Source organism: Peptoniphilus lacrimalis DSM 7455 (genome assembly GCF_000378725.1).
GTDB lineage: Bacteria > Bacillota > Clostridia > Tissierellales > Peptoniphilaceae > Peptoniphilus_A > Peptoniphilus_A lacrimalis.
Genome location: NZ_KB900374.1, coordinates 19341 through 43272 on the forward strand (window position 1 = coordinate 19341; position 23932 = coordinate 43272).

21 protein-coding genes, 1 tRNA gene and 1 other RNA gene are annotated in these 23932 nt (G+C 30.8%); 8 read left to right on the top strand and 15 right to left on the bottom strand.

Annotation, left to right across the window (positions count from 1 at the left end; genetic code table 11):
- Positions 1–2: 2 nt before the first annotated feature.
- Genes rplI through F594_RS0107105 form a run of 3 tightly spaced genes read right to left on the bottom strand, consistent with a single transcriptional unit; the run spans position 3 to position 3394 of the window.
- Positions 3–449, bottom strand: coding sequence for a 50S ribosomal protein L9 (gene rplI, locus F594_RS0107095; RefSeq protein WP_019035056.1), 447 nt, complete (start codon positions 447–449; stop codon positions 3–5).
- On the bottom strand, positions 421–2448 hold the full coding sequence (locus tag F594_RS0107100) for a DHH family phosphoesterase (protein ID WP_019035057.1): 2028 nt from the start codon (positions 2446–2448) through the stop codon (positions 421–423). The genes rplI and F594_RS0107100 overlap by 29 nt, the downstream gene beginning before the upstream one ends.
- Position 2449: 1 nt before the next feature.
- Positions 2450–3394 (bottom strand): DUF2232 domain-containing protein, encoded by a 945-nt coding sequence (locus F594_RS0107105; RefSeq protein WP_019035058.1) that lies wholly within the window; start codon positions 3392–3394, stop codon positions 2450–2452.
- 322 nt (positions 3395–3716) lie between these two features.
- Here F594_RS0107105 and F594_RS0107110 point away from each other — a divergent pair, with 322 nt between their 5' ends.
- Positions 3717–4463, top strand: a complete 747-nt coding sequence (locus F594_RS0107110) for an IclR family transcriptional regulator (protein WP_019035059.1) — start codon at positions 3717–3719, stop codon at positions 4461–4463.
- A gap of 280 nt (positions 4464–4743) precedes the next feature.
- Here the strand turns inward: F594_RS0107110 and yihA are convergent, their stop codons facing one another.
- The 7 genes from yihA to F594_RS0107145 all read right to left on the bottom strand — a co-directional run bounded on the left by yihA (position 4744) and on the right by F594_RS0107145 (position 12943).
- Positions 4744–5340: a ribosome biogenesis GTP-binding protein YihA/YsxC gene (yihA, locus tag F594_RS0107115; RefSeq protein WP_019035060.1), complete on the bottom strand. Its 597-nt coding sequence runs from the start codon at positions 5338–5340 to the stop codon at positions 4744–4746.
- Positions 5341–7659, bottom strand: a complete 2319-nt coding sequence (lon, locus tag F594_RS0107120) for an endopeptidase La (protein ID WP_019035061.1) — start codon at positions 7657–7659, stop codon at positions 5341–5343.
- A gap of 64 nt (positions 7660–7723) precedes the next feature.
- Positions 7724–8953 carry an ATP-dependent Clp protease ATP-binding subunit ClpX gene (gene clpX / locus F594_RS0107125; protein ID WP_019035062.1) on the bottom strand — a complete coding sequence of 410 codons (1230 nt, stop codon included), beginning with the start codon at positions 8951–8953 and terminating at the stop codon, positions 7724–7726.
- Between the two features lie 7 nt (positions 8954–8960).
- Positions 8961–9545 carry an ATP-dependent Clp endopeptidase proteolytic subunit ClpP gene (gene clpP / locus F594_RS0107130; protein ID WP_004825804.1) on the bottom strand — a complete coding sequence of 195 codons (585 nt, stop codon included), beginning with the start codon at positions 9543–9545 and terminating at the stop codon, positions 8961–8963.
- A gap of 35 nt (positions 9546–9580) precedes the next feature.
- Positions 9581–10963, bottom strand: a complete 1383-nt coding sequence (tig, locus tag F594_RS0107135; RefSeq protein ID WP_004825821.1) for a trigger factor — start codon at positions 10961–10963, stop codon at positions 9581–9583.
- 59 nt (positions 10964–11022) lie between these two features.
- Positions 11023–11244, bottom strand: a complete 222-nt coding sequence (locus F594_RS0107140; RefSeq protein WP_004825817.1) for a YdbC family protein — start codon at positions 11242–11244, stop codon at positions 11023–11025.
- Complete coding sequence (locus F594_RS0107145; RefSeq protein ID WP_019035063.1) at positions 11231–12943, bottom strand: proline--tRNA ligase; 1713 nt, start codon at positions 12941–12943, stop codon at positions 11231–11233. Before F594_RS0107145 ends, F594_RS0107140 begins: the two co-directional genes overlap by 14 nt.
- 306 nt (positions 12944–13249) lie before the next feature.
- On the opposite strand from F594_RS0107145, the gene F594_RS0107150 reads away from it, so the two are divergent.
- Genes F594_RS0107150 through F594_RS0107170 form a run of 5 tightly spaced genes read left to right on the top strand, consistent with a single transcriptional unit; the run spans position 13250 to position 18904 of the window.
- Positions 13250–14182, top strand: a complete 933-nt coding sequence (locus F594_RS0107150; protein WP_009345117.1) for an ABC transporter permease — start codon at positions 13250–13252, stop codon at positions 14180–14182.
- Positions 14182–15216, top strand: coding sequence for an ABC transporter permease (locus F594_RS0107155; RefSeq protein WP_019035064.1), 1035 nt, complete (start codon positions 14182–14184; stop codon positions 15214–15216). The genes F594_RS0107150 and F594_RS0107155 overlap by 1 nt, the downstream gene beginning before the upstream one ends.
- An 8-nt stretch (positions 15217–15224) precedes the next feature.
- Positions 15225–16217, top strand: a complete 993-nt coding sequence (locus F594_RS0107160; RefSeq protein ID WP_009345109.1) for an ABC transporter ATP-binding protein — start codon at positions 15225–15227, stop codon at positions 16215–16217.
- Positions 16217–17200, top strand: coding sequence for an ABC transporter ATP-binding protein (locus F594_RS0107165; RefSeq protein WP_009345134.1), 984 nt, complete (start codon positions 16217–16219; stop codon positions 17198–17200). Before F594_RS0107160 ends, F594_RS0107165 begins: the two co-directional genes overlap by 1 nt.
- Positions 17201–17230: 30 nt before the next feature.
- Positions 17231–18904 (top strand): peptide ABC transporter substrate-binding protein, encoded by a 1674-nt coding sequence (locus F594_RS0107170; protein WP_019035065.1) that lies wholly within the window; start codon positions 17231–17233, stop codon positions 18902–18904.
- A gap of 396 nt (positions 18905–19300) precedes the next feature.
- On the opposite strand, the gene pepT is transcribed toward F594_RS0107170, so the two are convergent.
- Both pepT and F594_RS0107180 read right to left on the bottom strand, forming a co-directional pair.
- A complete protein-coding gene (gene pepT, locus F594_RS0107175; protein ID WP_019035066.1) occupies positions 19301–20512 on the bottom strand; it encodes a peptidase T in 1212 nt (403 codons plus the stop codon).
- Positions 20513–20523: 11 nt separating this feature from the next.
- Positions 20524–21507, bottom strand: a complete 984-nt coding sequence (locus F594_RS0107180) for a biotin--[acetyl-CoA-carboxylase] ligase (RefSeq protein WP_019035067.1) — start codon at positions 21505–21507, stop codon at positions 20524–20526.
- A 115-nt stretch (positions 21508–21622) separates the two neighbouring features.
- On the opposite strand from F594_RS0107180, the gene F594_RS0107185 reads away from it, so the two are divergent.
- Both F594_RS0107185 and ffs read left to right on the top strand, forming a co-directional pair.
- Positions 21623–21712 (top strand) — tRNA-Ser (locus tag F594_RS0107185).
- Positions 21713–21715: 3 nt separating this feature from the next.
- Positions 21716–21980: signal recognition particle sRNA large type (gene ffs / locus F594_RS09545), an RNA gene on the top strand.
- Here ffs and F594_RS0107190 read toward each other — a convergent pair.
- The 3 genes from F594_RS0107190 to F594_RS0107200 all read right to left on the bottom strand — a co-directional run bounded on the left by F594_RS0107190 (position 21981) and on the right by F594_RS0107200 (position 23849).
- Complete coding sequence (locus F594_RS0107190; RefSeq protein WP_019035068.1) at positions 21981–22685, bottom strand: hypothetical protein; 705 nt, start codon at positions 22683–22685, stop codon at positions 21981–21983.
- The gene (ispE, locus tag F594_RS0107195) at positions 22672–23520 is read right to left on the bottom strand and encodes a 4-(cytidine 5'-diphospho)-2-C-methyl-D-erythritol kinase (RefSeq protein WP_019035069.1); all 849 of its coding nucleotides are present in this window, start codon (positions 23518–23520) and stop codon (positions 22672–22674) included. The genes F594_RS0107190 and ispE overlap by 14 nt, the downstream gene beginning before the upstream one ends.
- Before the next feature lie 62 nt (positions 23521–23582).
- Positions 23583–23849, bottom strand: coding sequence for a Veg family protein (locus F594_RS0107200; RefSeq protein WP_004825835.1), 267 nt, complete (start codon positions 23847–23849; stop codon positions 23583–23585).
- Positions 23850–23932: the final 83 nt, after the last annotated feature.

Genomic DNA, 23932 nt, shown 5'->3' on the forward strand with positions numbered 1-23932 from the left:
TTTTATTCACCATCAACTTCAACTTTTATATTTGCAACTATTTTAGGATATAATTTTATTTCAATATTTTTTAGCCCTATAGATTTTATATTTTCTGCAAGATCTATTTTTTTCTTATCTATCTGAACATTGTATTGCTTTTTTATTTGATCAGCTATATCTTTTGAGGTAATAGCTCCAAATAATTTTCCACCATCACCTGCTTTAGCAGTTATTAATATTTTCTTACTTTCTAACCTTTTCTTAAGTTCCAAAGCTTGTTTTCTGTTTTCCTTTTCATTTTCTTCTTCTATTCTTTTTTCTTCTTGCCATTTTGCTAAATTTTCTTTTGTAGCTTCAATAGCAATTTTCATTGGGATTAAGAAATTTCTAGCATAGCCATCCTTGGCATTAATTAAATCCCCACTTTTTCCTAAATCTTTATGGTCTTTTATTAGAATTATTTTCATCTTTATTCTCCTTATTTTCTTCCATGTATTCATTAATAGCATCTGTTAATTTTTTCTCTGCTACTTCAAAATCCTTGGTGTCGAGCTGAGCTCCAGCCATATTCAAATGACCTCCACCACCAATTTTTTCTAAAATTAATTGAACAGAAACAACTTCACCCCTAGACCTTCCAGAAATATGAATTTTATCTTTTGATAAAGTCATAACAAAAGATGCGTCAATACCATTAATTTCAAGAAGTGCATCTGCAGATTGAGCTGCAACTAAAACTGAATTGTCAAGTTCTTTCTCAAATTTTGCTACAGCAATATTTCCGCCAATTATTTTTGCAGACTGAATAACTTCAGCCCTATATATCATAGTTGAAAAATCATCTTCAAAAAGCGCCTTAACTTTTGTCATGTCTGCTCCTGCTCTTCTCAAAGTTGAAGCAGCTTCAAAAGTTCTAACTCCTGTTTGGAAAGAGAAATTTTTCGTATCTACAACAATACCACTCATTAATGCATCAGCTTCAAAATGAGTTAAGTTTAAGTCATCTGACATATATTCAAGCATTTCTGTAATTAATTCACAAGTAGATGAAGCATAGGGCTCAACATATGTCAATACAGGATTTTTAACAAATTCTCCACCACGCCTGTGATGGTCAATTACTACAACCTGAGTTGTTCCATTTAATAGTTTGGGACATTCTGTAAAAGATGGTTTGTGATTATCTACAAGTATTAGCAATGAAGAATTTTTAATACTTGACAGAGCCTCATCTCTAGAAACAATTTTTCTATAAGTTTCAGGCTCCTCTTTCTTCATTCTTTTTATTAAATTATCTATAGATGGATTTGATTGTTCTAAAACAATAAAACCATCCTTATTTCTATTTAAAGTCGCCCTAAGAACACCTATTGCTGCACCTATTGCATCCATATCAGCATTTATATGGCCCATAACATAAACATTTTCTGATCTATCAATTAATTGTCTTAAAGCTTCACCAATTACCCTAGCTTTTACTTTATTTCTTTTTTCTACAGCCTTTGATTTTCCACCGAAGAATTCATAGTTATCTGAAACTTTTATGACAGCTTGATCTCCACCACGTCCTAAAGCTATATCCAAACAGGAATCTGCTTCAACATTAGCCGCCTTAAAATTAAGACCGATTGAAGATGTCCCAATGGATAAGGTAATAGGCATAGAGTTTTCTCTATTTAATTCTCTTAAATCATCAAGAATATCAAATCTTTTTTCCCTGATATCAAGGAAAGATTTATAATCTAAAATAACCAAATAAGAATCTTCATTGTATTTTCTAAATAAAGCATCGTACTGTTCAAAATATGATCTTATTGTTGAGTCAATAGCTGCGATTAATTGTGGTTTATTAGCTGATGGAGTGGAATCCATAGCTTCATCATAATTATCTACTTCTAATTTAACAACTATAGGATACTCATTTGTATATTTTTTCTTTAGCTCAAAATAAGCTGAATTGTTTACGAAATAAAATAAAATTACCTTATCTCTTCCACCTTTTGACTTAGATGTATCACAAATATTTACATAAGCTCTATAGTAATCCATAGCAATATTTACATCAAAGGATTTTTTATCATCATCCTTTAAAATATTTTTGAAATCAACGTCTTTAATAAAATCATCAATATTCTCATTCATAAGTTCCATATCTTCAAAAAGATTTAGAAAATGAGTGTTGTACCAAATAATAATTCCTTTTTCATCTGTAACAACAAGTGGATGAGGCATATTAAATATTGCTGTCTTAGTTAATGAATCAAAGTCCTCATCTAAATTTTCCACATATTTTTTATTATCTTCATTTTTCTTCTCAATAGATTTGTAGGTAATTATAATGATGTAAATAAAAATTAGAAATAGGCCAAGACCTGCTTGAATTTTATATAGACCAGCTACAACAATTGCTATAAGGCCAAAAATCATATAGGCAGCAAAATCTTTCATTGAAAAATTATTTTTCATATTACACACCTATCTTTCTAAAATCTATAAACAAATCTACTGCGCCTAAAAATATAAATAGCATTTGCAAGAATGGAAAAGTTAGACTAACAATTATAATAATAGTTTGCAAAAATCTACTAACCTTCATAGAAGTCATGAAAAACTTTATAATTGCTAGACCTTCAACAAAGAGTAAAAATAAAAGAATAAACAATAAGTTTTTATAAATAATCTCTGTTCCCTGTGGAAATTTCAATAGATATAAAACACCAATGGTCGCAAAGCCTAAAAAAATAACCTCTTTTGGTATCTTAATAAATTCCAAAGTTGGTGGACCTATAATTATTCTTCCCTTTGCAAACATAGTCCTTACAACTGAAATATATACTATATAAGAAAAAACCAAAGATGAAATAATAAGGTAAGATGGTGCCATTTGCAAGAAAGTATAATACAAGTTTGAAACTCTTGATGTGATATCAAAAATTTCAGTATCTGCAAGGCCGACTTCACTACCTATATTAGTATAAATGTTGATTAATCCCTCAAGAGTTTTTTTAGAATTTAAAACCTCTGAATTAATGCCAAAAGAAACCAGTAAAACTATAACGGATGCAAAAAATGAAATTGCACCAGCTATAAAGATATGAGTTCTTGACCTTCTACTCGTAATCATATAATGGAAAACCAAAATTAAGGGTCCGAAAATTGTAAATACAACAAAACCATCTATAGGATTAAAAATTGCGCCTAAAAGCACACAAACCCCTATAAATATTCCCATAATTTTAAGGATTCCCTCCTTAATGGATTCTACAATATACATCGAAGGGAAAAAAATATATAAAAATGGAAACACTACACCACATAAGGCTGAAAGAATCGATTTAATAGCCAACATGAGTAAATCTCCATAGTTCTTTTTATCTTCCAAAGAATCAACTCCTCCAACATATTTTACCATACCAGTACAAGTTTATACAAGAATACAGATTCTCAAAAATATGGAAAATTAGAGAAAAAGAAATATTATTTAATAATATTATTTATACAAAAATTTTTTATTATTTTTATACAAAATATTTTATAAATTAACCTTAAAATATAAAAAAATTATAATAAGTGTAAAAAGCTAAAGTTAAATTTACAAATAATATATTAATTTTTCACTTACTTAACAATATATATTAATTTTACCCATATATAATTAAAAAATATAAAAATTTAAGCATTATATTATGAAATACATTCCACTTTATGGTATAATATATTTGAGGAGTGATAGTATGATTCAAAGCTTGGTTAAAGCTGCAAATGTTTTGAATTTTTTAAGAACTGAAAATAGAGAACTTACAATAGCTGAAATTTCAGAACATTTAGATTTGCCTCCCTCAACAGCCCACAGAATATTGAGAACCCTGATTTCTGTAAAATATGTTTACAAGGATGAAAAAACTCATTTATATTCTTTAGGTTCTGGACTTATACCCTTGGGATTTTCAGCAACAGCATTTGTAAATCCTCAAAGAGAAACTTCAGACGTTTTAAAAGAATTATCATTACAAACTGGCGAGGATTCTTTTTTGATTATAAAAAGTGGTAGAAAGGGGCTAGTAATTTCAAAAGTAGAAGGAAAACACCCTCTAAAAATAGTAGAAAATTTTGGATACGAAATTGACCTTCATTGGGGAGCAATAAGAAAAGTTATCTTGGCTTTCCAAAGCAAAGAATTTATAGATAAATATATAAGTGAAGGTTTGTCCGACAATCTTAACGGAAAAGTTGATGTCGGAAAATTAAAAAAAGAATTAGAAGAAATCAGAAAAAATATGGTATCAACATCTAATTCCGACTATATCACGAATGCAGCAGGAATAGGGGCACCTGTTTTTAATTATAACGGTGAACTTCTAGGAGCTTTAGGAATAGTTTTGCCTAAAGAAAGAATGACTGAAGAAAACAAAGAAAGTTTTATAAATTCTGTAAAATCTTGTGCTGAAAAGCTTTCAAAAAATATTGGTTACACAAATTAAGCTTACTAATTAAATTTTTTATATACTCAAAAACACCCTCCTAATATTAGGGGGGTGTTTTATAAGCTTCACCATAAAGTTTTCACCAATACTAGATTTCGCATTAAAACTTACTTTGGCATTTTTTAATCTTTTAATTATTAATTTTTCTCTTTTCAAATTTCTTTAGACATAATCTTTTTTAATCGCTTATTAAATAACTTAATAATATAATTTAATGTTTAAAATTTATATAAATTTTTAATTATATATATTAATTACTACAAATCAAAACTTCTCTCTAAGCCTTTTTAAATTTAATTATATCATCAAATATATACCACAATTCATCAACTTCATCTTTATCAACAGAAGAAAATGGTATTATATTTTCTTTTACTGGAGCTTTCAATTTTCTTGCTATATTATCTATATTTTTCTTCACCGAGCTTTTTGATATTTTATCTTTTTTTGTTGCTATAACTATTCCCGAAAATCCTGAAGCTAACAGATAATCATACATCTGTAGATCAAGCTGTGTTGGGTCATGTCTAATATCAACTAAAAGTATTGTTTCTAAAAGATTTTCTCTGGTTTCTAAATATTCATTTATTATATTTGCCCAGCTATCTTTTTCTTTTTTTGAAACTTTTGCATATCCGTATCCCGGTAAATCCACAAGCCTTAAATCCTCATTAACCTTGTAAAAATTAATAGTTCGTGTTTTTCCTGGTGTTGAAGAAGTTCTAGCAAGATTTTTTCTTCCCAGCATTGCATTTATAAAAGATGATTTACCTACGTTTGACCTGCCTGCAAAAGCAAATTCAGGCAAATTATTTGCTGGATAAGTTTCTTTTTTTACTGCTACTTTTTCTAAATCTGATATCTTTACTTTCATTTAATCACCTAGACTAATTTTTGCAACATCTTCCATTGATGATATTGGAATTATTTCAAGATTTTTAATTGCATCGTCTTCAATTTCTTCTAAATCTCTCTTGTTTTCCATAGGAATTAAAACTTTTTTAACACCAAATCTTTCTGCCGCTAATAATTTTTCTTTTAAGCCCCCAATAGGCAAAACTTTTCCTCTTAAGGTTATTTCTCCTGTCATTGCAATATCTCTGTACACTTTTTTATTACTCAATGCAGATAATACTGCTGTTGTTATTGTTATTCCGGCTGAAGGTCCATCCTTTGGAACAGCTCCTTCAGGAACGTGAATGTGTATATCCTTTGTTTTTCTAAATGTAGGGTCTATGTTGAAATTTTCTGCATTAGAAGCAATATAAGAAATACCGGCTATAGCTGATTCTTTCATTACATCGCCCAAAGAACCTGTAAGTGTTATTTTACCAGAACCCTCCATTATTGTTGCTTCAATTGAAAGAGTTGTTCCTCCAACCGCTGTCCATGCTAGTCCATTGACAATTCCTACTTCATCTTTTTTTGAAACTTCATCTATTAAAAATCTCTTTTCACCTAAAAAGTTTTTAACATTTCTTGTCGTTACAACAATTGAGTCAAATTTATCATCTTCTACTACTTTTAATGCAGCTTTTCTTGCAATCTTTGAAATTTCTTTTTCCAAGGACCTCACACCTGCTTCTCTAGTGTAAAAATCTATAATATCCCTTATAGCCCTATCTGAAATTTTTATTTGGTTTTTCTTTAGTCCATTTTCTTCAAATTGTTTTGGTACCAAATATTTTTTAGCTATATTAAATTTTTCATTTGGTGTATAACCACCTAAATTTATCACTTCCATCCTATCTAAAAGCGGACGTGGAATTGTTGATGTTGTATTTGCTGTTGCTATGAAAAATACATTTGATAGATCAAAGGGTAATTCCAAATAGTGGTCTGTAAATGTTGAATTTTGTTCAGGATCTAACACTTCTAACAAGCCACTTGCAGGATCACCTCTATATGAATTTCCAATCTTATCTATTTCATCAAATAAAAATACTGGGTCCTTTGTTTTAGCCTTTCTAATAAGAGAAATTATTCTTCCTGGCATGGATCCAATATATGTCCTTCTGTGGCCTCTTATTTCAGCTTCATCAGTAACTCCTCCAAGGCTCATTCTAACAAAATTTCTATTTAGAGCATCTGCAACAGATTGTGCAATAGAAGTTTTTCCTACTCCAGGTGGCCCAACAAGGCAAAGTATGGGACCTTTTAAATCATTTCCTGCCAATTTTTTAACTGCAATAAATTCCAAAATTCTTTCTTTTACAGTTTTTAAACCGTAATGGTTTTTATCAAGAATTTTTCTTGCCTTAGACAAATTAATTTTTGATTTCTTTTCTTCCATCCAAGGAAGTTCTAAAATCCAATCTAAATAATTCACGCCTACTGAATATTCAGGTGACATTGAGTTGGTATTTTCAAGTTTTTTAACTTCTTTTAAAGCTTTTTCCCTTACCTCATCAGGCAAGTTTTTTTCTTTAATAAGTCTTTTATATTTTGAAATTGTTTCCTCTTCTTCCTCGTCATCACCAAGTTCTTTGTGGATTATTTTTAATTGTTCCTTTAAATAATATTCTCTTTGAATCTTATTCATCTTTGTTTTTACTTGATTATCAATGTTTTTTTCTATAGATAATACTTCTATTTCCCTTTTCATAATTGCATGGAAATTAACAAGTCTTTCGTAAACATCAACTGATTCAAGAATTTTTTGACTATCTTTTAATTTTAAATTCAAATAGGAACAAGCAGTATCAACAAGCCTTCCCGGTGTTGAAGAATCAACCGCTGACTGTAAAAGACCAGGTATTAATCTGTCATCAAGCTCTCCATAAGAATATATATCAGATTCCACTAATCTCAAGGCTGCTTCTATGTCTTTATTTCCTTCCGAAACTTCCTCTTCCTCAAAAACTTCAATTTCTGCTTGTAAATATCCGTCTTCTTCATTAAGAGAAATCATCCTTGCTCTTTCAATTCCTTCTACTAAAACTCTAACAATACCTCCTGGCACTTTCAGTATCTGCTTTACCTCAGCTATAGTTCCATATTTATAAATATCGTCAATTTTTGGTTCTTTAACCATCGAGTCTTTTTGACTTGCCAGAAAAATTTTTGAATCATGAAGTTCTGCATTTTCAACCGCATTTATAGATATTTCTCTCCCACAATCAAAATGAGTAACACTTTTAGGAAATATGACTAAATCCCTCATGGGAATCATAGGTATTTTTAATGTTTCCATATAGTTTCCTTTCTATTAAAAAAACCTTGCATTGCAAGGTTTATCATTTTATATTAAAAAGTTGCTACTGAGCTTTCTTTTTAATTAACTTTGGCGCTTCTTTTCCTTCAACTGAAGCCTTAGTAACTTCTACTCCCACTACATCTTCTCTTGATGGAACTTCATACATAATGTTCATTATTGTATTTTCAATAACACCTCTTAAACCTCTGGCTCCAGCCTTTTTTTCTATAGCTTTTTTTGCTATATCTCTTAAAGCGTCATCATCAAAAATTAAATCAACATTGTCTAATTTCATAAGTTCCTTATATTGTTTAACTAAAGCATTTTTTGGTTTAGTTAAAATTTCCACTAGAGCATCTTCATCAAGTTCTTCCAAAGTAATAGTTACTGGTAATCTACCTATAAGTTCAGGTATTAAGCCGAATTTCAAAAGATCTTCAGTTTCCACTTTTTTAAGAATAGCTTTTCTTTCAATATTCTTATCATAAATTGCAGCTTCAAAACCCATAGATGATTTCATAGTTCTTTGCTCAATAATCTTTTCTAAACCGTCAAAAGCTCCTCCAACAATAAATAAGATATTTGTAGTATCTACTTGAATAAACTCTTGATTAGGATGTTTTCTGCCTCCTTGTGGAGGAACATTAGCAACAGTACCCTCAATAATTTTTAAAAGAGCCTGCTGAACACCTTCTCCTGAAACATCTCTTGTTATTGATACATTTTCAGATTTTCTTGCAATCTTATCAATTTCATCTATATATATTATTCCCTTTTCAGCTCTTTCTATATCATAATCAGCATTTTGTATTAATTTTAATATAATATTTTCAACATCTTCACCTACATAACCAGCTTCTGTCAATGTTGTGGCATCACATATAGCAAAAGGCACATGAAGAAGTTTAGCTAATGTTTGAGCTAAAAGTGTTTTACCACTTCCAGTAGGTCCAATCATTAAAATATTAGATTTTTGAAGCTCAATATCTGAATTTTCGATTTTCTTATTAGAATTTATTCTTTTATAGTGATTATATACAGCTACTGCTAAAGCTTTTTTTGCTGATTCCTGTTTTACTACATATGAATCTAGTATATGTTTTATCTGTGCAGGTTTTGGTAAATCAAAGTCTTCAGTATCATCACTATTCAATTCATTTGCTAAAATATTGTTGCACAAGTCCACACATTCGTTACATATTGAAACATTTGGACCGGCAATAAGTCTTTTAACCTGATTTTGTGTTTTTCCACAAAAAGAACATCTTAAGACTTTTTCTGTTGTCTCCATTAATACCTCATTCTCTGTTTTCTATTACCTTATCAATCAATCCGTATTCTTTCGCTTCATTAGCATCAAGCCAAAAATCCCTGTCAGCATCTCTTTCAATCTTTTCTAATTTTTGACCAGTATTTTTTGCTAATATTTGGTTTAAAGATTTTCTTGTCTTTAAGATCTTTTCAGCTGTAATCTGAATATCTGTAGCCATACCTTGAGTGCCGCCACTTGGTTGGTGAATCATAATATCTGAGTTGGGTAGGGCAAATCTTTTACCCTTTGCTCCTGATGATAGAAGTATAGCGCCCATTGATGCTGCCATCCCTATGCATATAGTTGAAACATCAGGTTTAATATATTGCATAGTATCATAAATTGCAAGACCAGCACTTACACTTCCTCCAGGTGAATTAATATAAAGTTGAATATCCTTATTGGGGTCTTCAGACTCTAAAAATAAAAGTTGGGCTACTATTAAATCAGCCATTGTATCATTAACTTCACCTGATGCAAATATTATTCTATCTTTCAAAAGTCTTGAATAAATATCATAAGACCTTTCACCACGATTTGTTTGTTCAACTACCATAGGCACAAGTGCCATAAAATCACCTTTCTTTTTAATTAATTCTTAAAATTTTATTTATTTTCTTCTTCTGTAAGTTTTTCTATTTCTTCTTTTGCAAGTTTAGCCTTTTGTGCTTCTTCTTCGCTTAATTTTTTAGGTTCAACTAATTTAGCACTTTCAAGAATAATATCAACAGCTTTTCTCTTAGCTAAATCATCTCTTATTTGTTCTTTATTTTCGTTAAGCATATAAGATCTCATTTTTTCCATATGTTCCTTGTCGTCTTTGAAATAATCTTCAACTACTTCATTAACTTCTTTTTCCACATCTTCATCAGAAATCTTGATATTTTCAGCCTTAACAAGAGCATCTAAAGCTAAATCATTTTTAACAGTATTTTTTGCTCCTTCTTTTAAAGATTCTCTCATAGCTTCAATTGAAGAACCTGTCATCTTTATATAATCATTTAAAGAAATTCCTTGACCCATTAAGCTTCTTTCATAATTTTGAAGTATTTCGTCAATTTGTCTATTTACCATTACTTCTGGAACTTCAACTTCTGCAATTTCTCCCAATTTTTCAACGATTCTTCTTTGCTTTTCCATTTTTGCATTGACATCATACTCTTCTTGCTTATTTTTTCTTATATCTTCTTTATATTCTTCAAGAGTATCAAATTCTGAAATATCTTTAACAAATTCATCATCTAGTTTAGGAAGTTCTTTATAAGAAATACCATTTAATTTAATTTCAAACTTAGCTTCTTTACCCTTAAGATTTTCGTCACGATAGTCTTCGGGGAATTTAACATTAATATCAAATTCTTCTCCAACTTTATGTCCGATAATTTGGTCTTCAAATCCTTCAATAAAGGCTCCGCTACCAAGTTCAAGATCATGACCCTTATCTTCTCCGCCTTTGAAATATTCACCATCACAAGAACCTTTGTAGTCAATATTTACGCTATCTCCTTTTTGGGCAGCCCTATCATCAACATTAATGATTCTTGCATTTTTTTCTCTCTCATTTTCAACTTCTTGCATTACTACTTCGTCAGTAACTTCCATTGTAGGATCTTCGATTTCAAGTCCCTTATATTCACCTAATTTTGCTTCAGGTTTAACATCAACTTTTACATTGACAATTAAATCTTCTCCATCTTTTCTTTCTTCAGGAATATCAATATTTGGTTGGTCAATTACATCAAGCTTTAATTCTTTAACAGCTTTTGCATATACTTCTGGAAGGATTTCATTTATTGCATCTTCAAGGAATACATCCTTGCCATACATATTTTCAATTAATTTTCTTGGTACATGTCCCTTACGAAATCCTGGTACTTGTAAACTCTTTTTATTCTTCTTATAAACTTCAGTTTCTGCATCCTTTATATCTTTATCTTTTAACACTAAGTCAAAGCTCACTGTATTTTTTTCTTTACTTTTAATCTCCATTTATTTCCTCCTAAACTATCAATAAAAATTATTATATCATTTTTTCTCAAAAAAATATATTAAAACCCTTTAACTTTCAATATACTGATAAGATTTTCAAATTCTTCATCATTCAATGTGACACCCTTAGACATTTTTAAATGATCTTGGTCCCAACTTCTAATATCATACTTTGCAGGTCTACCACCAAAAGACACTTTATTTATTTCTTTAGTCCAACCTTTAGCATCTTCAGATAAAACACCTAAATGTTCAACTATTTCAAATTTAAAGTCTGCCATCATATACCTCTTTTATCGCACTTTCTATAGCACTTTGAGATGAAATTTCGCTGTTTTTCATTTCCTTTCTTAAAGAATATTCAACAACATCATCACTAGCTTTTTTGCCAACAGTTATTCTTACAGGAATACCTATAAGATCTCTGTCCTTGAATTTAACACCAGCTCTTAAATCTCTATCATCTATCAATACTTCAATACCCTTTTCTTGAAGACTCTTATAAATTTTTTCTCCAAGTTCTTTTTGTTCTTCATTATTAGGGTTAATAACAGTAACTATACATTCATATGGTGCCGTAGCTACAGGCCAAATTATTCCATTTTCATCATAATTTTGTTCCACAATAGCTGCTACAGTTCTTGTTATACCAATTCCATAAGAACCCATATAAAAATATTGTGCCTTTCCATTTCTATCTAAATAAGTTGCATTCAAAGATTTAGAATACTTAGTACCTAATTGGAAGATATTTCCAACTTCAATACCTCTTGCAAATTTATACTCATCACAAGTCCCTGGAATTAAATCCCCTTGTTCGACTAATAAAAGATCTCCTGCAACTTCTCCATTAAAATCTCTTCCATAATTTGCGTTAATATAATGATAATTTTCTTCATTAGAACCAATAACTAAATTGTCTATATCTTTTAATGAAGCATCAACCAAAACTTTGACATCTTCTTTCAATTCAATAGGACCTGTAAAACTAGGGCAAGAACCAATATTTAAAATTTCTTTATCATTCATCATCCTAACCTTATGTTCAGCAACCTTTAAAATAGAAACTAACTTTATAAGATTTAACTGCCTATCTCCAGGAATCAAGACAATATAAGGCTTATCTTCAATCATTAGATCAACAGCTTTTGCGCATCTTCCCTTTTCAATATTTAAAAATTTTGATACATCATCAATACTAGAACAATTAGGTGTATAAACTTTTTCTAATTCTTTTTTATCTTCTTTTTGGGGAGCTTTATACTCAACAGGAGCTTTCTCATCAGTTGCACCATATTTTCCATTTTCAGAAAATACAATAACTCCTTCTCCAGATTCTGCAAGAGCTATAAATTCATGAGAACCTGAACCACCCATAGCTCCGTTGTCACCCTCAACAATCTTATAATTAAGCGATAGCCTATCAAAAACTTTTTCATAGGCTCTATACATATTCATATAAGATTTTTCCAAGCCCTCTAAATCTTCATCAAAAGTATAGGCATCCTTCATTGAAAATTCCCTAGCACGATTAATACCGAATCTAGGCCTTTTTTCATCCCTATATTTAGTTTGAATTTGATATAAATTTAAAGGTAAATCCTTATAAGAATTGACTTCATCTTTAATAAGAGTAGTAAAATATTCCTCAGCAGTTGGACCTAAGCAAAAATCTCTGTCATGTCTGTCTTTTAGTTTAAACATTTCTGGACCATATTTTTCCCATCTTCCAGAATCTTCCCAAATTTCACGAGGCTGAATAGCACTCATCAATATTTCTTGGGAACCGCACCTATCCATCTCTTCTCTTACAATATTTTCTATCTTTCTAACAACTCTATAACCTAGAGTTAAATAAGTATAAATCCCGCTTGCACTTTTCCTTATAAATCCTCCACGCAACAAAAATTTATGAGAAACTATTTCCGCATCTTGCGGATCTTCTCTTAATGTCGGCATGTATAGTTTTGATAATCTCATATAACCTCCCCATATGTAAAGTATTATAATATTATATAAAATTTTTTCAAATAAAACGAGCATAATAAAAAAGTTCAATTTGAACTTCGGCTTTCTCTATTATACTATAAATTTTAAAATTTTAAACATTATGGAGAAAATCTACAAAAATTTTTTGCAATTTTTCACAAAATTTTTTAATAAATAAGCGTAATTCTTCACATTTGCTAAATGTCTAGTTAAACACTAGGTTTTAATTGTCTTGTAATTAACTAATAGCCGATATATAATTAATAGAATAAAGTAATATATTGAAAGGAGAGGATCATGGGAAAGTATATAATAACTAGAATTTTGCAATCTTTTTTGGTACTTATCTTAGTAGCAACAATTACATTTTTACTTATGAACATGGTACCAGGAAGCCCATTTCTTAGTGAAAAACCCCCATCCCCTGAAGTCATGGAACAACTTAACAAAAAATATGGTTTGGATAAACCTTTAAGTGTTCAGCTTAAAAAGTATTTAATAAATACTTTAAAATTAGACTTCGGAGTATCTTTAAAAATGCAAAAAAATAGACCTGTAATTGAAATTCTTAAGGAAATGTTTCCAACCAGTGCCAAAATTGGTCTAATAGCACTTAGCTGGTCAATCCTTGTCGGCTTACCTTTAGGGTGTTTAGCTGCTTATCACAGAGGTGATGGCGTTGACTCGTTTTTAAGAGTTTTGACTACAATTGGTATATCGGTACCAGGATTCGTTGTGGCAACACTTCTTCTTATATTTTTTGGTGTAAAACTAAAAGTTTTACCCACCATGGGTCTTGGTAAAGTTTCGGCTTATGTCTTGCCTTGCTTTTCATTAGGATTTAATCCAATGTGTTATATAGCAAGACTTTCAAGATCTTCAATGCTTGATGTAATAAACCAAGACTATATAAGAACTGCTAGAGCAAAGGGTGTTCCTGCAAGTAAAATTTTATTTAAACACGCTTTAAGAAATGCTTTTATTCCTGTATTAACATATTTAGGACCCTTGACAGCCTCAATTTTATGTGGTTCTTTTGTTGTCGAAAGTGTATTTTCTTTACCAGGTATGGGAAGATATTTCATAAATTCAATTTTAAATAGAGATTATCCCATTATTATGGCTACAACAATATTTTTTGCAGCTCTCGTTATTTTTATGAATTTGGTTGTAGACATTCTGTATAAATTTGTAGACCCAAGAATAGATATTACAAAAGGGGGTAACTAATGGAAAATTTTACTAAATTTTTTTCACTTCAAACAACCCCTGAAGATTTAGGGTTTGAAATTTTGGACAACGATTTTCTAAAAGCAGATTCTCAGGATAAGAAATCTTTTATTACTAAAAGACCTTCTGTTTCCTATTGGGCAGATGCTTGGAGAAGATTAAAAGAGAATAAAGTTGCAATGGTTGCCCTTGGTTTTTTAATAATTGTAATAATTTTTGCTTTTATTGGACCTTACTTCGTAAAGGGTGATTATACAACTCAATTCCGTGGAGATGAAAATTTATATCCATCTTTAAAATACCCTTTTGGTACAGACAAGTTAGGTAGAAACATTTTGACAAGAACTATGTATGGAACTCGTGTTTCCTTAATAGTTGGTGTGTTTGCTTCCTTAATCGTTCTTATTATTGGATCTTTATACGGAGCTATCTCAGGCTACTTTGGTGGCAAAATTGACCTAGTCATGATGAGAATAATAGACCTTGTCTATTCAGTACCTGATGTTTTGGTAGTTATTCTAATATCAATCGGTATAAATGAGCCTCTGAGATCTTGGGTAAATAATTCTCACTCAGCTTTTGCTCAAAAATTATCAACTCTTGGACCGGCACTGATATCAATATTTATAGCCTTTGGACTTTTATACTGGGTAGGAATGGCAAGAGTTATCAGAGGACAAGTCTTAATGTTAAAACAACAAGAATTTGTTATGGCTGTTAATGCCTTAGGTGGTAGCAAATGGAGAATAATTAGACGTCATTTATATCCAAACTGTATAGGACAAATAATAGTAATGACAGCAATGCAAATACCATCCGCTATATTCTTGGAATCTTTCCTATCTTTCTTAGGTATAGGAGTTCAAGCTCCCATGACTTCCCTTGGAGCTATGGCTGCGGATGCCCTTGGTGGAATTTATTCCTTTGCATACAGACTTATAATTCCTTCAATTATATTGTCACTTATGATACTTTCACTAAATCTTTTCAGTGATGGCTTAAGAGATGCACTAGACCCAAGACTTAAAAAGTAGGTGAATTTATGGAAGAAAAAAACAACTTATTAAGTATAAAAAATTTAAAAGTTTCTTTCTTTACTCCTGCAGGAGAAGTTAAAGCAGTTGATGGCATAAATTATTCCCTAGGATACAATGAAGTTATGGGTATAGTTGGAGAATCCGGTTCAGGTAAGTCTGTTGAAGCCTATGCCTTAATGGGGCTATTGCAATCTCCTGGAAAAATAAAAGAAGGAAATATAGAATTTGAAGGAGAAAATATCCTTAACTATTCTAAAAAACAGATGGAAGATTTTCGTGGTAATAAATGCTCAATGATTTTCCAAAATCCAATGACTTGTTTAAACCCTGTTTACACCATTGGTAATCAGCTTATGGAAGCTGTCTTGGTACACAAAAAAATTCCTAAAAAAGAGGCTTATGAAAAAGCTTGTCAAATGTTAGAATTAGTCGGAATATCAAATCCTAAAAAAAGAATGAAACAATACCCTCATGAACTTTCAGGTGGTATGCGACAAAGAGTTATGATAGGTATGGGACTTATATGTGAACCAAAACTACTAATTGCCGATGAACCTACAACTGCTCTTGATGTTACAATCCAAGCTCAAATTCTAGAGCTTATGAAAGAAATTCAAGAAAAAACAAAGATGAGTATTATATTTATAACTCACAATTTAGGTGTTGTTGCCTCAATATGTGACAAAGTTAGTGTAATGTATGCAGGAAAAATTGTAGAACAAGGAACTATTGATCAAATCTTTTATGAAAATGCGCATCCCTATACAAAAGGTCTTTTGGCATCCATGCCAAGAATTGATGCCACTGAATATGAAAGATTAAAATCAATTGAAGGTACACCAATCGACATGTTGAATCCACCTGAAGGATGCGGTTTTGCAACAAGATGTGGACATTGCATGAATATTTGTTTAAGAAAAGAACCACCTATGTTTGAAATGTCTAAAGATCATTATTCTAAATGTTGGTTACATTTAAATAGAAAGGGGGCTATATAATGGAAGACAAAAAACTCCTTGTCTGTGAAAATATAGTTAAACACTTTGATGTATCAGGCCCCTTTGGCAAAAAAAATGTTGTCCATGCTGTAGATGATGTTTCAATATATATAAATAAGGGTGAAACGCTCGGTTTGGTTGGAGAATCAGGTTGTGGAAAAACAACTTTTGGTAGAACATTACTCAGGTTATACCAACCTACTAGCGGAAAAATTATTTATGACGGAAAAGTAATATTTGACGGTGAAAACAATATTTCTGAATCAATGTTACCTTATCGCCGAAAAATGCAGATAATTTTTCAAGACCCTTCAGCATCCTTGGACCCTCGTATGACTGTAGGTGAAATTATTGGTGAATCCTTAGACATACATGGACTTTATAAAGGAAAAGATAAAAGAAAAAATAGAATTGGAGAACTTTTACAAAGAGTTGGGCTAAACGAGGAACACGCAAATAGATATCCTCACGAATTTTCAGGCGGTCAGCAACAAAGAATCGGTATTGCTAGAGCTTTAGCGGTAGAACCGGAATTTATTGTATGCGACGAGCCAATATCAGCTCTTGATGTTTCTATTCAAGCTCAAATTGTCAATATGCTAGAAGATATGCAGGAAGAATTTGGACTAACATATTTATTCATAGCCCATGACTTATCCGTTGTTAAGCATATCTCTGATAGAATTGGTGTAATGTATTTGGGTAAACTTGTGGAACTTGTTGATTCTTTTGAATTATACAAAAATCCTCTACACCCCTATACAAAATCTCTACTTTCAGCTATTCCTATACCCGACCCAGAAGTCAACAGAAATTCTCACAGGATTAAATTAAAGGGAGAAATTCCCTCAGCAATTAATCCCCCACGTGGGTGCAGATTTCATGAAAGATGCCCCATGGCAACAGAAATCTGTTCAAAGGAAGAACCTGTCTTTAGAGAATATGAAAATGGCCACTATGTTAGTTGTCACAACTTAAAATAAAACATATTGGAATATTAAGGAGGTAAAATTATGAAGAAGAGAATTTGGATTATAGCTTTAATTTTTGGTTTAGTCCTTTCCCTAACTGCTTGCGGTGGTGGAAATAAAGCTAACAATTCAAAAGGCGCTGAAGGAAGTGCTGAGGCTAAAGGTAATTTTGAACCCGGAAGAGAAGATGGCGAACTTGATGTTTGTATAGCATCAGAACCTGAATCTATTGACCCTGCTCTTAACACTACAGTTGATGGAGCAACTATGATCCAACATTTGTCAGAAGGTCTTATTAAATGGGATGACGATGGAAACGGGGCAGCAAAACTTGTTCCTGGACAAGCACAATCTTGGGATAAATCCGAAGATGGTTTAACTTGGACTTTCCACCTAAGAGATGGCATCAAATTTAATGATGGTACTCCTGTAACTGCTAATGACTTTGTTTATTCATGGAATAGACTTGTAAAACCAGAAACAACAGCTCAATATGAATACATGCTAGATATGGTTGATGGTTATGATGAAAAAGTTCTTAAAGTTGAAGCACCCGATGAAAAAACTTTCGTTGTTCATTTAAAAAATCTTTGCCCATATTTTGAAGAAATTTGTGCATTCCCATCTACTTATCCAGTAAAGAAAGATGTAGTTGAAAATAATGACCAATGGACACTTTCTCCAGAAACTTATATATCTAATGGACCATACAAAATGGAATCTTGGGATCATAACCAAACAATTAAAATGGTAAAAAATCCTGAATATTATGATGCAGATTCTTACACTGCAGAAAAAATTAATTTCCACTTAAAAGATGACCATAATGCAATCTATGCATCTTATAGATCTGGAGAACTTGATTTTATCGGAGCATTTGCACCAACAGAAGAAATTCCAAATCTAATCGCTAGTGGTGAATTAAATGTTCGTCCTCAAATAGGAACTTACTTCGTATGTTTCAACAATAAGAAAGCTCCTTTTGATAATCCTGATGTAAGAAAAGCTTTCTCACTTGCAATCGACAGAAATTTCATAATTGAACAAGTAACTCAAGCTGGTCAAGTACCTGCAACTGCATATGTACCAAATGGTATTTATGATGCTAAAGGACCTGAAGGAGAAGAATTCAGAAAAGTCGGAGGAGATTACTACTCAGTAAAACCTGAAGATTATGAAAAAAATTGTGAAGAAGCACGTAAACTTCTAGAAAAAGCTGGTTATAAAGATGGTAAGGGATTCCCTGAAGTAACATACTTATACAATACCAATGATGCTCATAAGGCAGTAGGAGAAGCTTTACAAAATATGTGGCAACAAGTTCTTGGTGTAACAGTTACACTTTCAAATCAAGAATGGAATGTATTTATTAACGAAAGACAACAAGGAAACTACGAAATCGCTCGTCACGGATGGGTTGCAGACTTTAACGACCCAATGAGTTTCTTAGACATGTGGTTAACAGGTGGCGGAAATAATGATGCTAAGTATGAAAACCCTGAATATGATAAGCTAATAAAAGAAGCAAAAGCAACTGCAGACCAAGGAAAAAGAATGGAACTTATGCACAAAGCTGAAGATATACTAATAAAAGATGATGGCGTAGTAGCTCCAATTTATTTCTATACTTCAACAGATATGGTAAAACCAAATGTTAAAGGTCTTTACTATACACCACTTGGATTCTACTTCTTTGGAAAAACAAGCGGATTCTAAAATTAAATATTTAAATGGAATTAAATTTAATTACTAATATTAGTAGATAATTATTGTGATTCCATAAACTTAGACTAAATACCAGAGATGTTTTATATACTCTGGTATTTTTTATGTTTAATTCTTCTCTATATATTTTATTACAACTTAATTTCTATAAAATGTATGCCGAAAGAGATTAAAAAAAGACAAAAACAATATGAATATTATAGAGAAAAATTGCTAGATTTTCCTAAAAAATGATACTTTTATATCTAATAATATACACCAGTTCAACAATATTTTTAATTTGATAAAGCTGATATAAAGTTAAAAGACTCACTTCAATAGAAAATTATATATAAGAAAAAAATAAGCTGTAGCAAATTTGATGCTACAGCCTTGTTTTTTAGTTTATTATTTTTCTACTCCTATTTTCCCTATATTTTCAACTGTTTTTACGGCTTTTTTCATAGTTGTTATTGATACTAATTCATATCTACCGTGATAATTATATCCTCCTGTGAAAAGATTTGGGCATGGCAAACCTTTATATGATAATTGTGATCCGTCTGTGCCTCCTCTTGTGGCTATGATTTCAGATTTTACTCCTGCTTTTTCCATAGATTCCAAAGCTAAATCTAGAATTTCCATATGAGGAAGAATTTTTTCTTTCATATTATAATATTGGTCTTTTATTTCTAATTTAATTCTATTGTCATATTTAATATTTAAAAACTTTACAGCTTCTTCTAAAAATTTCTTTTTTTCTTCAAATTTTTCAAAACTGTGGTCCCTAATTATATAATACATTTGACTATATTCTACATTTCCATTAAAGTCATTTAGATGGAAAAATCCTTCCCTTCCCGCTGTGTGTTCGGGTCTTTGGTCTGCTGGAAGTAGTGAATTTAATTCCATTGCTATTAAAATAGAATTTACCATTGCATTTTTGGCTGATCCCGGGTGGACATTTTTGCCTTGAATAGAAATTTTTGCTGATGCTGCGTTGAAATTTTCATATTCAAACTCCCCTTCTGCTCCTCCATCTACTGTGTAAGCAAAATCTGCTGCAAATCTTTCTACATCAAATAAATCTGCACCTCTTCCAATTTCTTCATCGGGAGTAAAGGCAATTTTTATATCTCCATATTTTTCGTTCGATTTCATTAAATTTTCTATTGCAGTCATAATTATTGCAATTCCAGCCTTATCATCAGCACCTAAAAGACTTGTTCCATCAGTTACTATGATATCATGTCCCTTTAAATCTTTTAAAAATGAAAAATCTTTAAGACTTGTTACAAATTCTTCATTTAATTTTATATCTTTACCGTCATAATTTTCTATGATTCTGGGATTTACATTTTTTCCGCTCATATCTGGAGATGTATCCATGTGTGAAATAAATCCAATGGTTTTCTTATTTTTATCGGTTCCCGGTAGTGTTGCATATAAATAGCAATTCTCTGATAAATATACATCTTTAAGACCTAAGTCTTTCATTTCTTTCTCAAGATATCTAGCGAGTTCAAATTCTTTAGGGTTTGAAGGGCAAGTATCTGAACTTTCATCTGATGTTGTTTCAAAACTTATATATTTTAAAAATCTTTCTACTAATTTTTCCAATTTTTTCTCCTTTATTTTTTATTTAAAAAATCTCCCTTAATGGAAACCTCTCCACTTGAAAGAATTTCTTCTTTGCCATTAACATTTACTACTAAATTTCCTTTATTGTTGATGTCAATTGCCTTGCCTTGTTTCTTTTGACCATTTAGTTCATAGAAAACTTCTTTTCCTAATACTAGAGAGTGGTCTTTATAATATTTAAGAATACTTTCTGTATCTTTTTCATAATAGCTTAGATAAAATTCATTTAAGAGGCTTGCTATAATTTTATTTCTCAAAATATCTGTATTTAAAGCTCCAAATATATCTTTTATATCTTCATCAAGTTTTGGCGGGTATTTAAGATTTATTCCAATGCCTACTATGATAGAAGATACTGTTTTAGATTCAAAGTCTGCATCAAGTTCTGATAAAATACCACAAACTTTCTTACCCTTAAGATAAATATCATTAACCCATTTTATTTGAGGAGATTCTTTTAATAACTTTTCAATCACCTTAGATACCGAAACTGCTGAACGTATTGTTACTAAGTCAAAATAGGAAAAATCAAAATTATCTTTAGGCTTAAGTATTATAGAATAATAAATTCCCGTACCCTTATAAGATTTAAAAGATTTTCCAGTTCTTCCCCTGCCACTAGTTTGATAATCGCTAACAAGGCAGGTAAAATTTTTAATCTCACCTGAATATAATAACCTCTTTGCTTCAGTATTTGTTGAATCAATCTCATCATACAATATAATATCTATATCTTTAAGCTCAGGTATCAAATATTCTTTTATACCTGGCACAGAAATCATATCTGATGCATCATCTAATTTATATCCTCTCTTTGTTTGAGAATCAATTATAAATCCATCACTTTTTAATGCATTAATAGCTTTCCATATGGCTGTTCTTGAAATCTTAAGTCTGTCTGCCAATTCTTGACCTGAGATATATCTGCCTCTATTTTTTTCTAATTCCTGAAGCACTACTTCTTTTGTATTCATCTAATCACCAACTTTTATTTAAGTATATATTATTTAATTATTATTGTAAATTAATGGCTAAAATTAAAGAATCTTGACATAACAGTCAATTTAATGTAAAATTAAATTCTGACCTGGAGAGATGTCCGAGAGGTTGAAGGAGCACGCCTGGAAAGCGTGTATGCGAGCAATCGTATCGGGGGTTCGAATCCCCCTCTCTCCGCCATTACCATGCTAGACGGGAAATTAGCGATGTCCTGTACCTGCAATTCGCTACAGCAGGGTCGAATTCCCTATCTCGGTTTTTTGCTATGCAGTCTGCCCTGAAAAAGTGGTGTTGAGAATCGGGTCCTACGCAACGAAAACTTATGAACCGTGTCAGGCCTTGATCGGAGCAGCACTAAGTAAGACCTTTCGTGTGCCGTATGGAGTGCCTTATTTGAGCTAACTGTTCAGGTACCGTGTGGAGCAGATTATCAAAATAGGGTGCATGGTTACATAGACCAAGTGGAGATATTTAATATCTCCTCTTTTTTTAACCTTTTTTTAGCTCTCAGATAATTTTCTGCAAGCAAATAAAAATCTCTTTTTGAGCCAGTCAAATAAAAATAATCTCTAAGTATATTTTCCTTAATATAGGTGTAATCCATTAAAATAGGGTCAATATTTGTGAGTATCCTATATTTATTCAAAACCTTTTTAAATAAATCTCTGTAAAGATGTAGGGGACTTGCTGCAAAAAATATTAAATCATAGGATGATAAATTAATGCCTTCTAAATATTGCCTTAAAATTTCTTCAACAACTAAATCTCCGGCAAAACATAAAGATGCATTAATCAAATAAGTGACATCTAAAGTTTGAAAATTTGCATCAACAATATTTGCGATAAAATTATTTTCTTTTAAGTTTTTAGAGGTTAACATTAAAATATTTTTATCTTTTAAAATTCTTTTTAAACTATCTTCTCCGTAAAAAATATTTTTATTTTTATATAAAATTCCTGCCGCATCTAGATCAGATACTATTATTCTTTTTTCTTCCTTTAAAAACTCATATACTTTTTTAGCTCTTATTTTTATTTCTTCATGCCCATAAACTCCATAGGAAGAATAACGATTATCTACATAATAGTTTAAATTATGATCATATTCTTTAAAAATATTAATTATACCGACATTAGAATCATAAATTGCCAAAAAAATCACCACCACAAGTTTTATATAGATTTTTATATGTACCTTTATAAAAATCATAGGCTCTATTTAAGTCGTCTTTATTTTGAAATATAGAAAATATTGTAGGTCCTGACCCGCTCATAAGAGAAATTCCTTTAAACTCTCTAAGTTTATTTTTTATTTCCATTAGGTCTTTATATTCACTAAATACAAAGCTTTCCATTTTATTTTCTAAATTTGCCTTCAAATAATCATAATCATAATTATTTAAGGCATCTATTAACTTATGAAAATCAATCCTTTTATTATCAAGTTTCAAATTATTATAAACATAAGGAGTGCTGATACCATATGAAGGATTTAATATTAAAATATTTGTGTAAAAAAAGTCCCCACAAGGTTCTAAAATATCACCAATACCTTGGGCATACATATTTTTATTATTTAACATATAGGGAAAATCAGCACCTAAACTTGTAGAAATTTTCATCAAGTCTAAAAGACTGTAGTTTAAAGAATAAAGTTCATTAAGAGCTAATAAGGTCGCACAACCATCTGCTGTGCCACCAGCAAGACCGGCTGCCTGAGGGATGTTTTTTTCAACTTTTACTCTTATCCCTAAATCTTTTCCCACTTTATCCATAAGCAATTTATAAGCTTTATAAATTAAATTATCTTCCATATTAAAATCAAAATCTCCAATAATTTCAATTCCTTTATCTTTCTTTTCAAAAGACAAAACATCGTAAAGATTTATTTTTGCCATTATACTTCCTATATTATGATAATTATCAGATCTTTTATTTATCACATCTAAAGATAAATTAATTTTCCCATATGCTTTTTTTACTATCATAAGCCACCTCAGAACCATTATAATAAAAATATGTATAAAAAAAAAGACATATAAAATGTCTTTTATGAAATCATCTTTGTATCTGAATAATTTGCATCGTCATCTAAAATTGTTAATTTAACTGTTGATGTAAGAACATCAGAGTAGGTAAATGTTGAGGTAACAACTTCATCTCCGTTGAACACATCAACTACAAATAAGCTTGGATAAATTGCCTTTAAAATCCCCTTCCTAGTTACAATTTTCTTACGACCCTTATTGGCTTTAACAATTATCTTTTTACCAACATGTGACTTGAGTTCGTTTTTAATAATTTCCATTTGATTCATAAGCAATTCCTTTCTGTTGCGACCTATTACTACTAATACAGTTTAACAGATAAGTCTACTTGTGTCAAGAAAATAATATATTT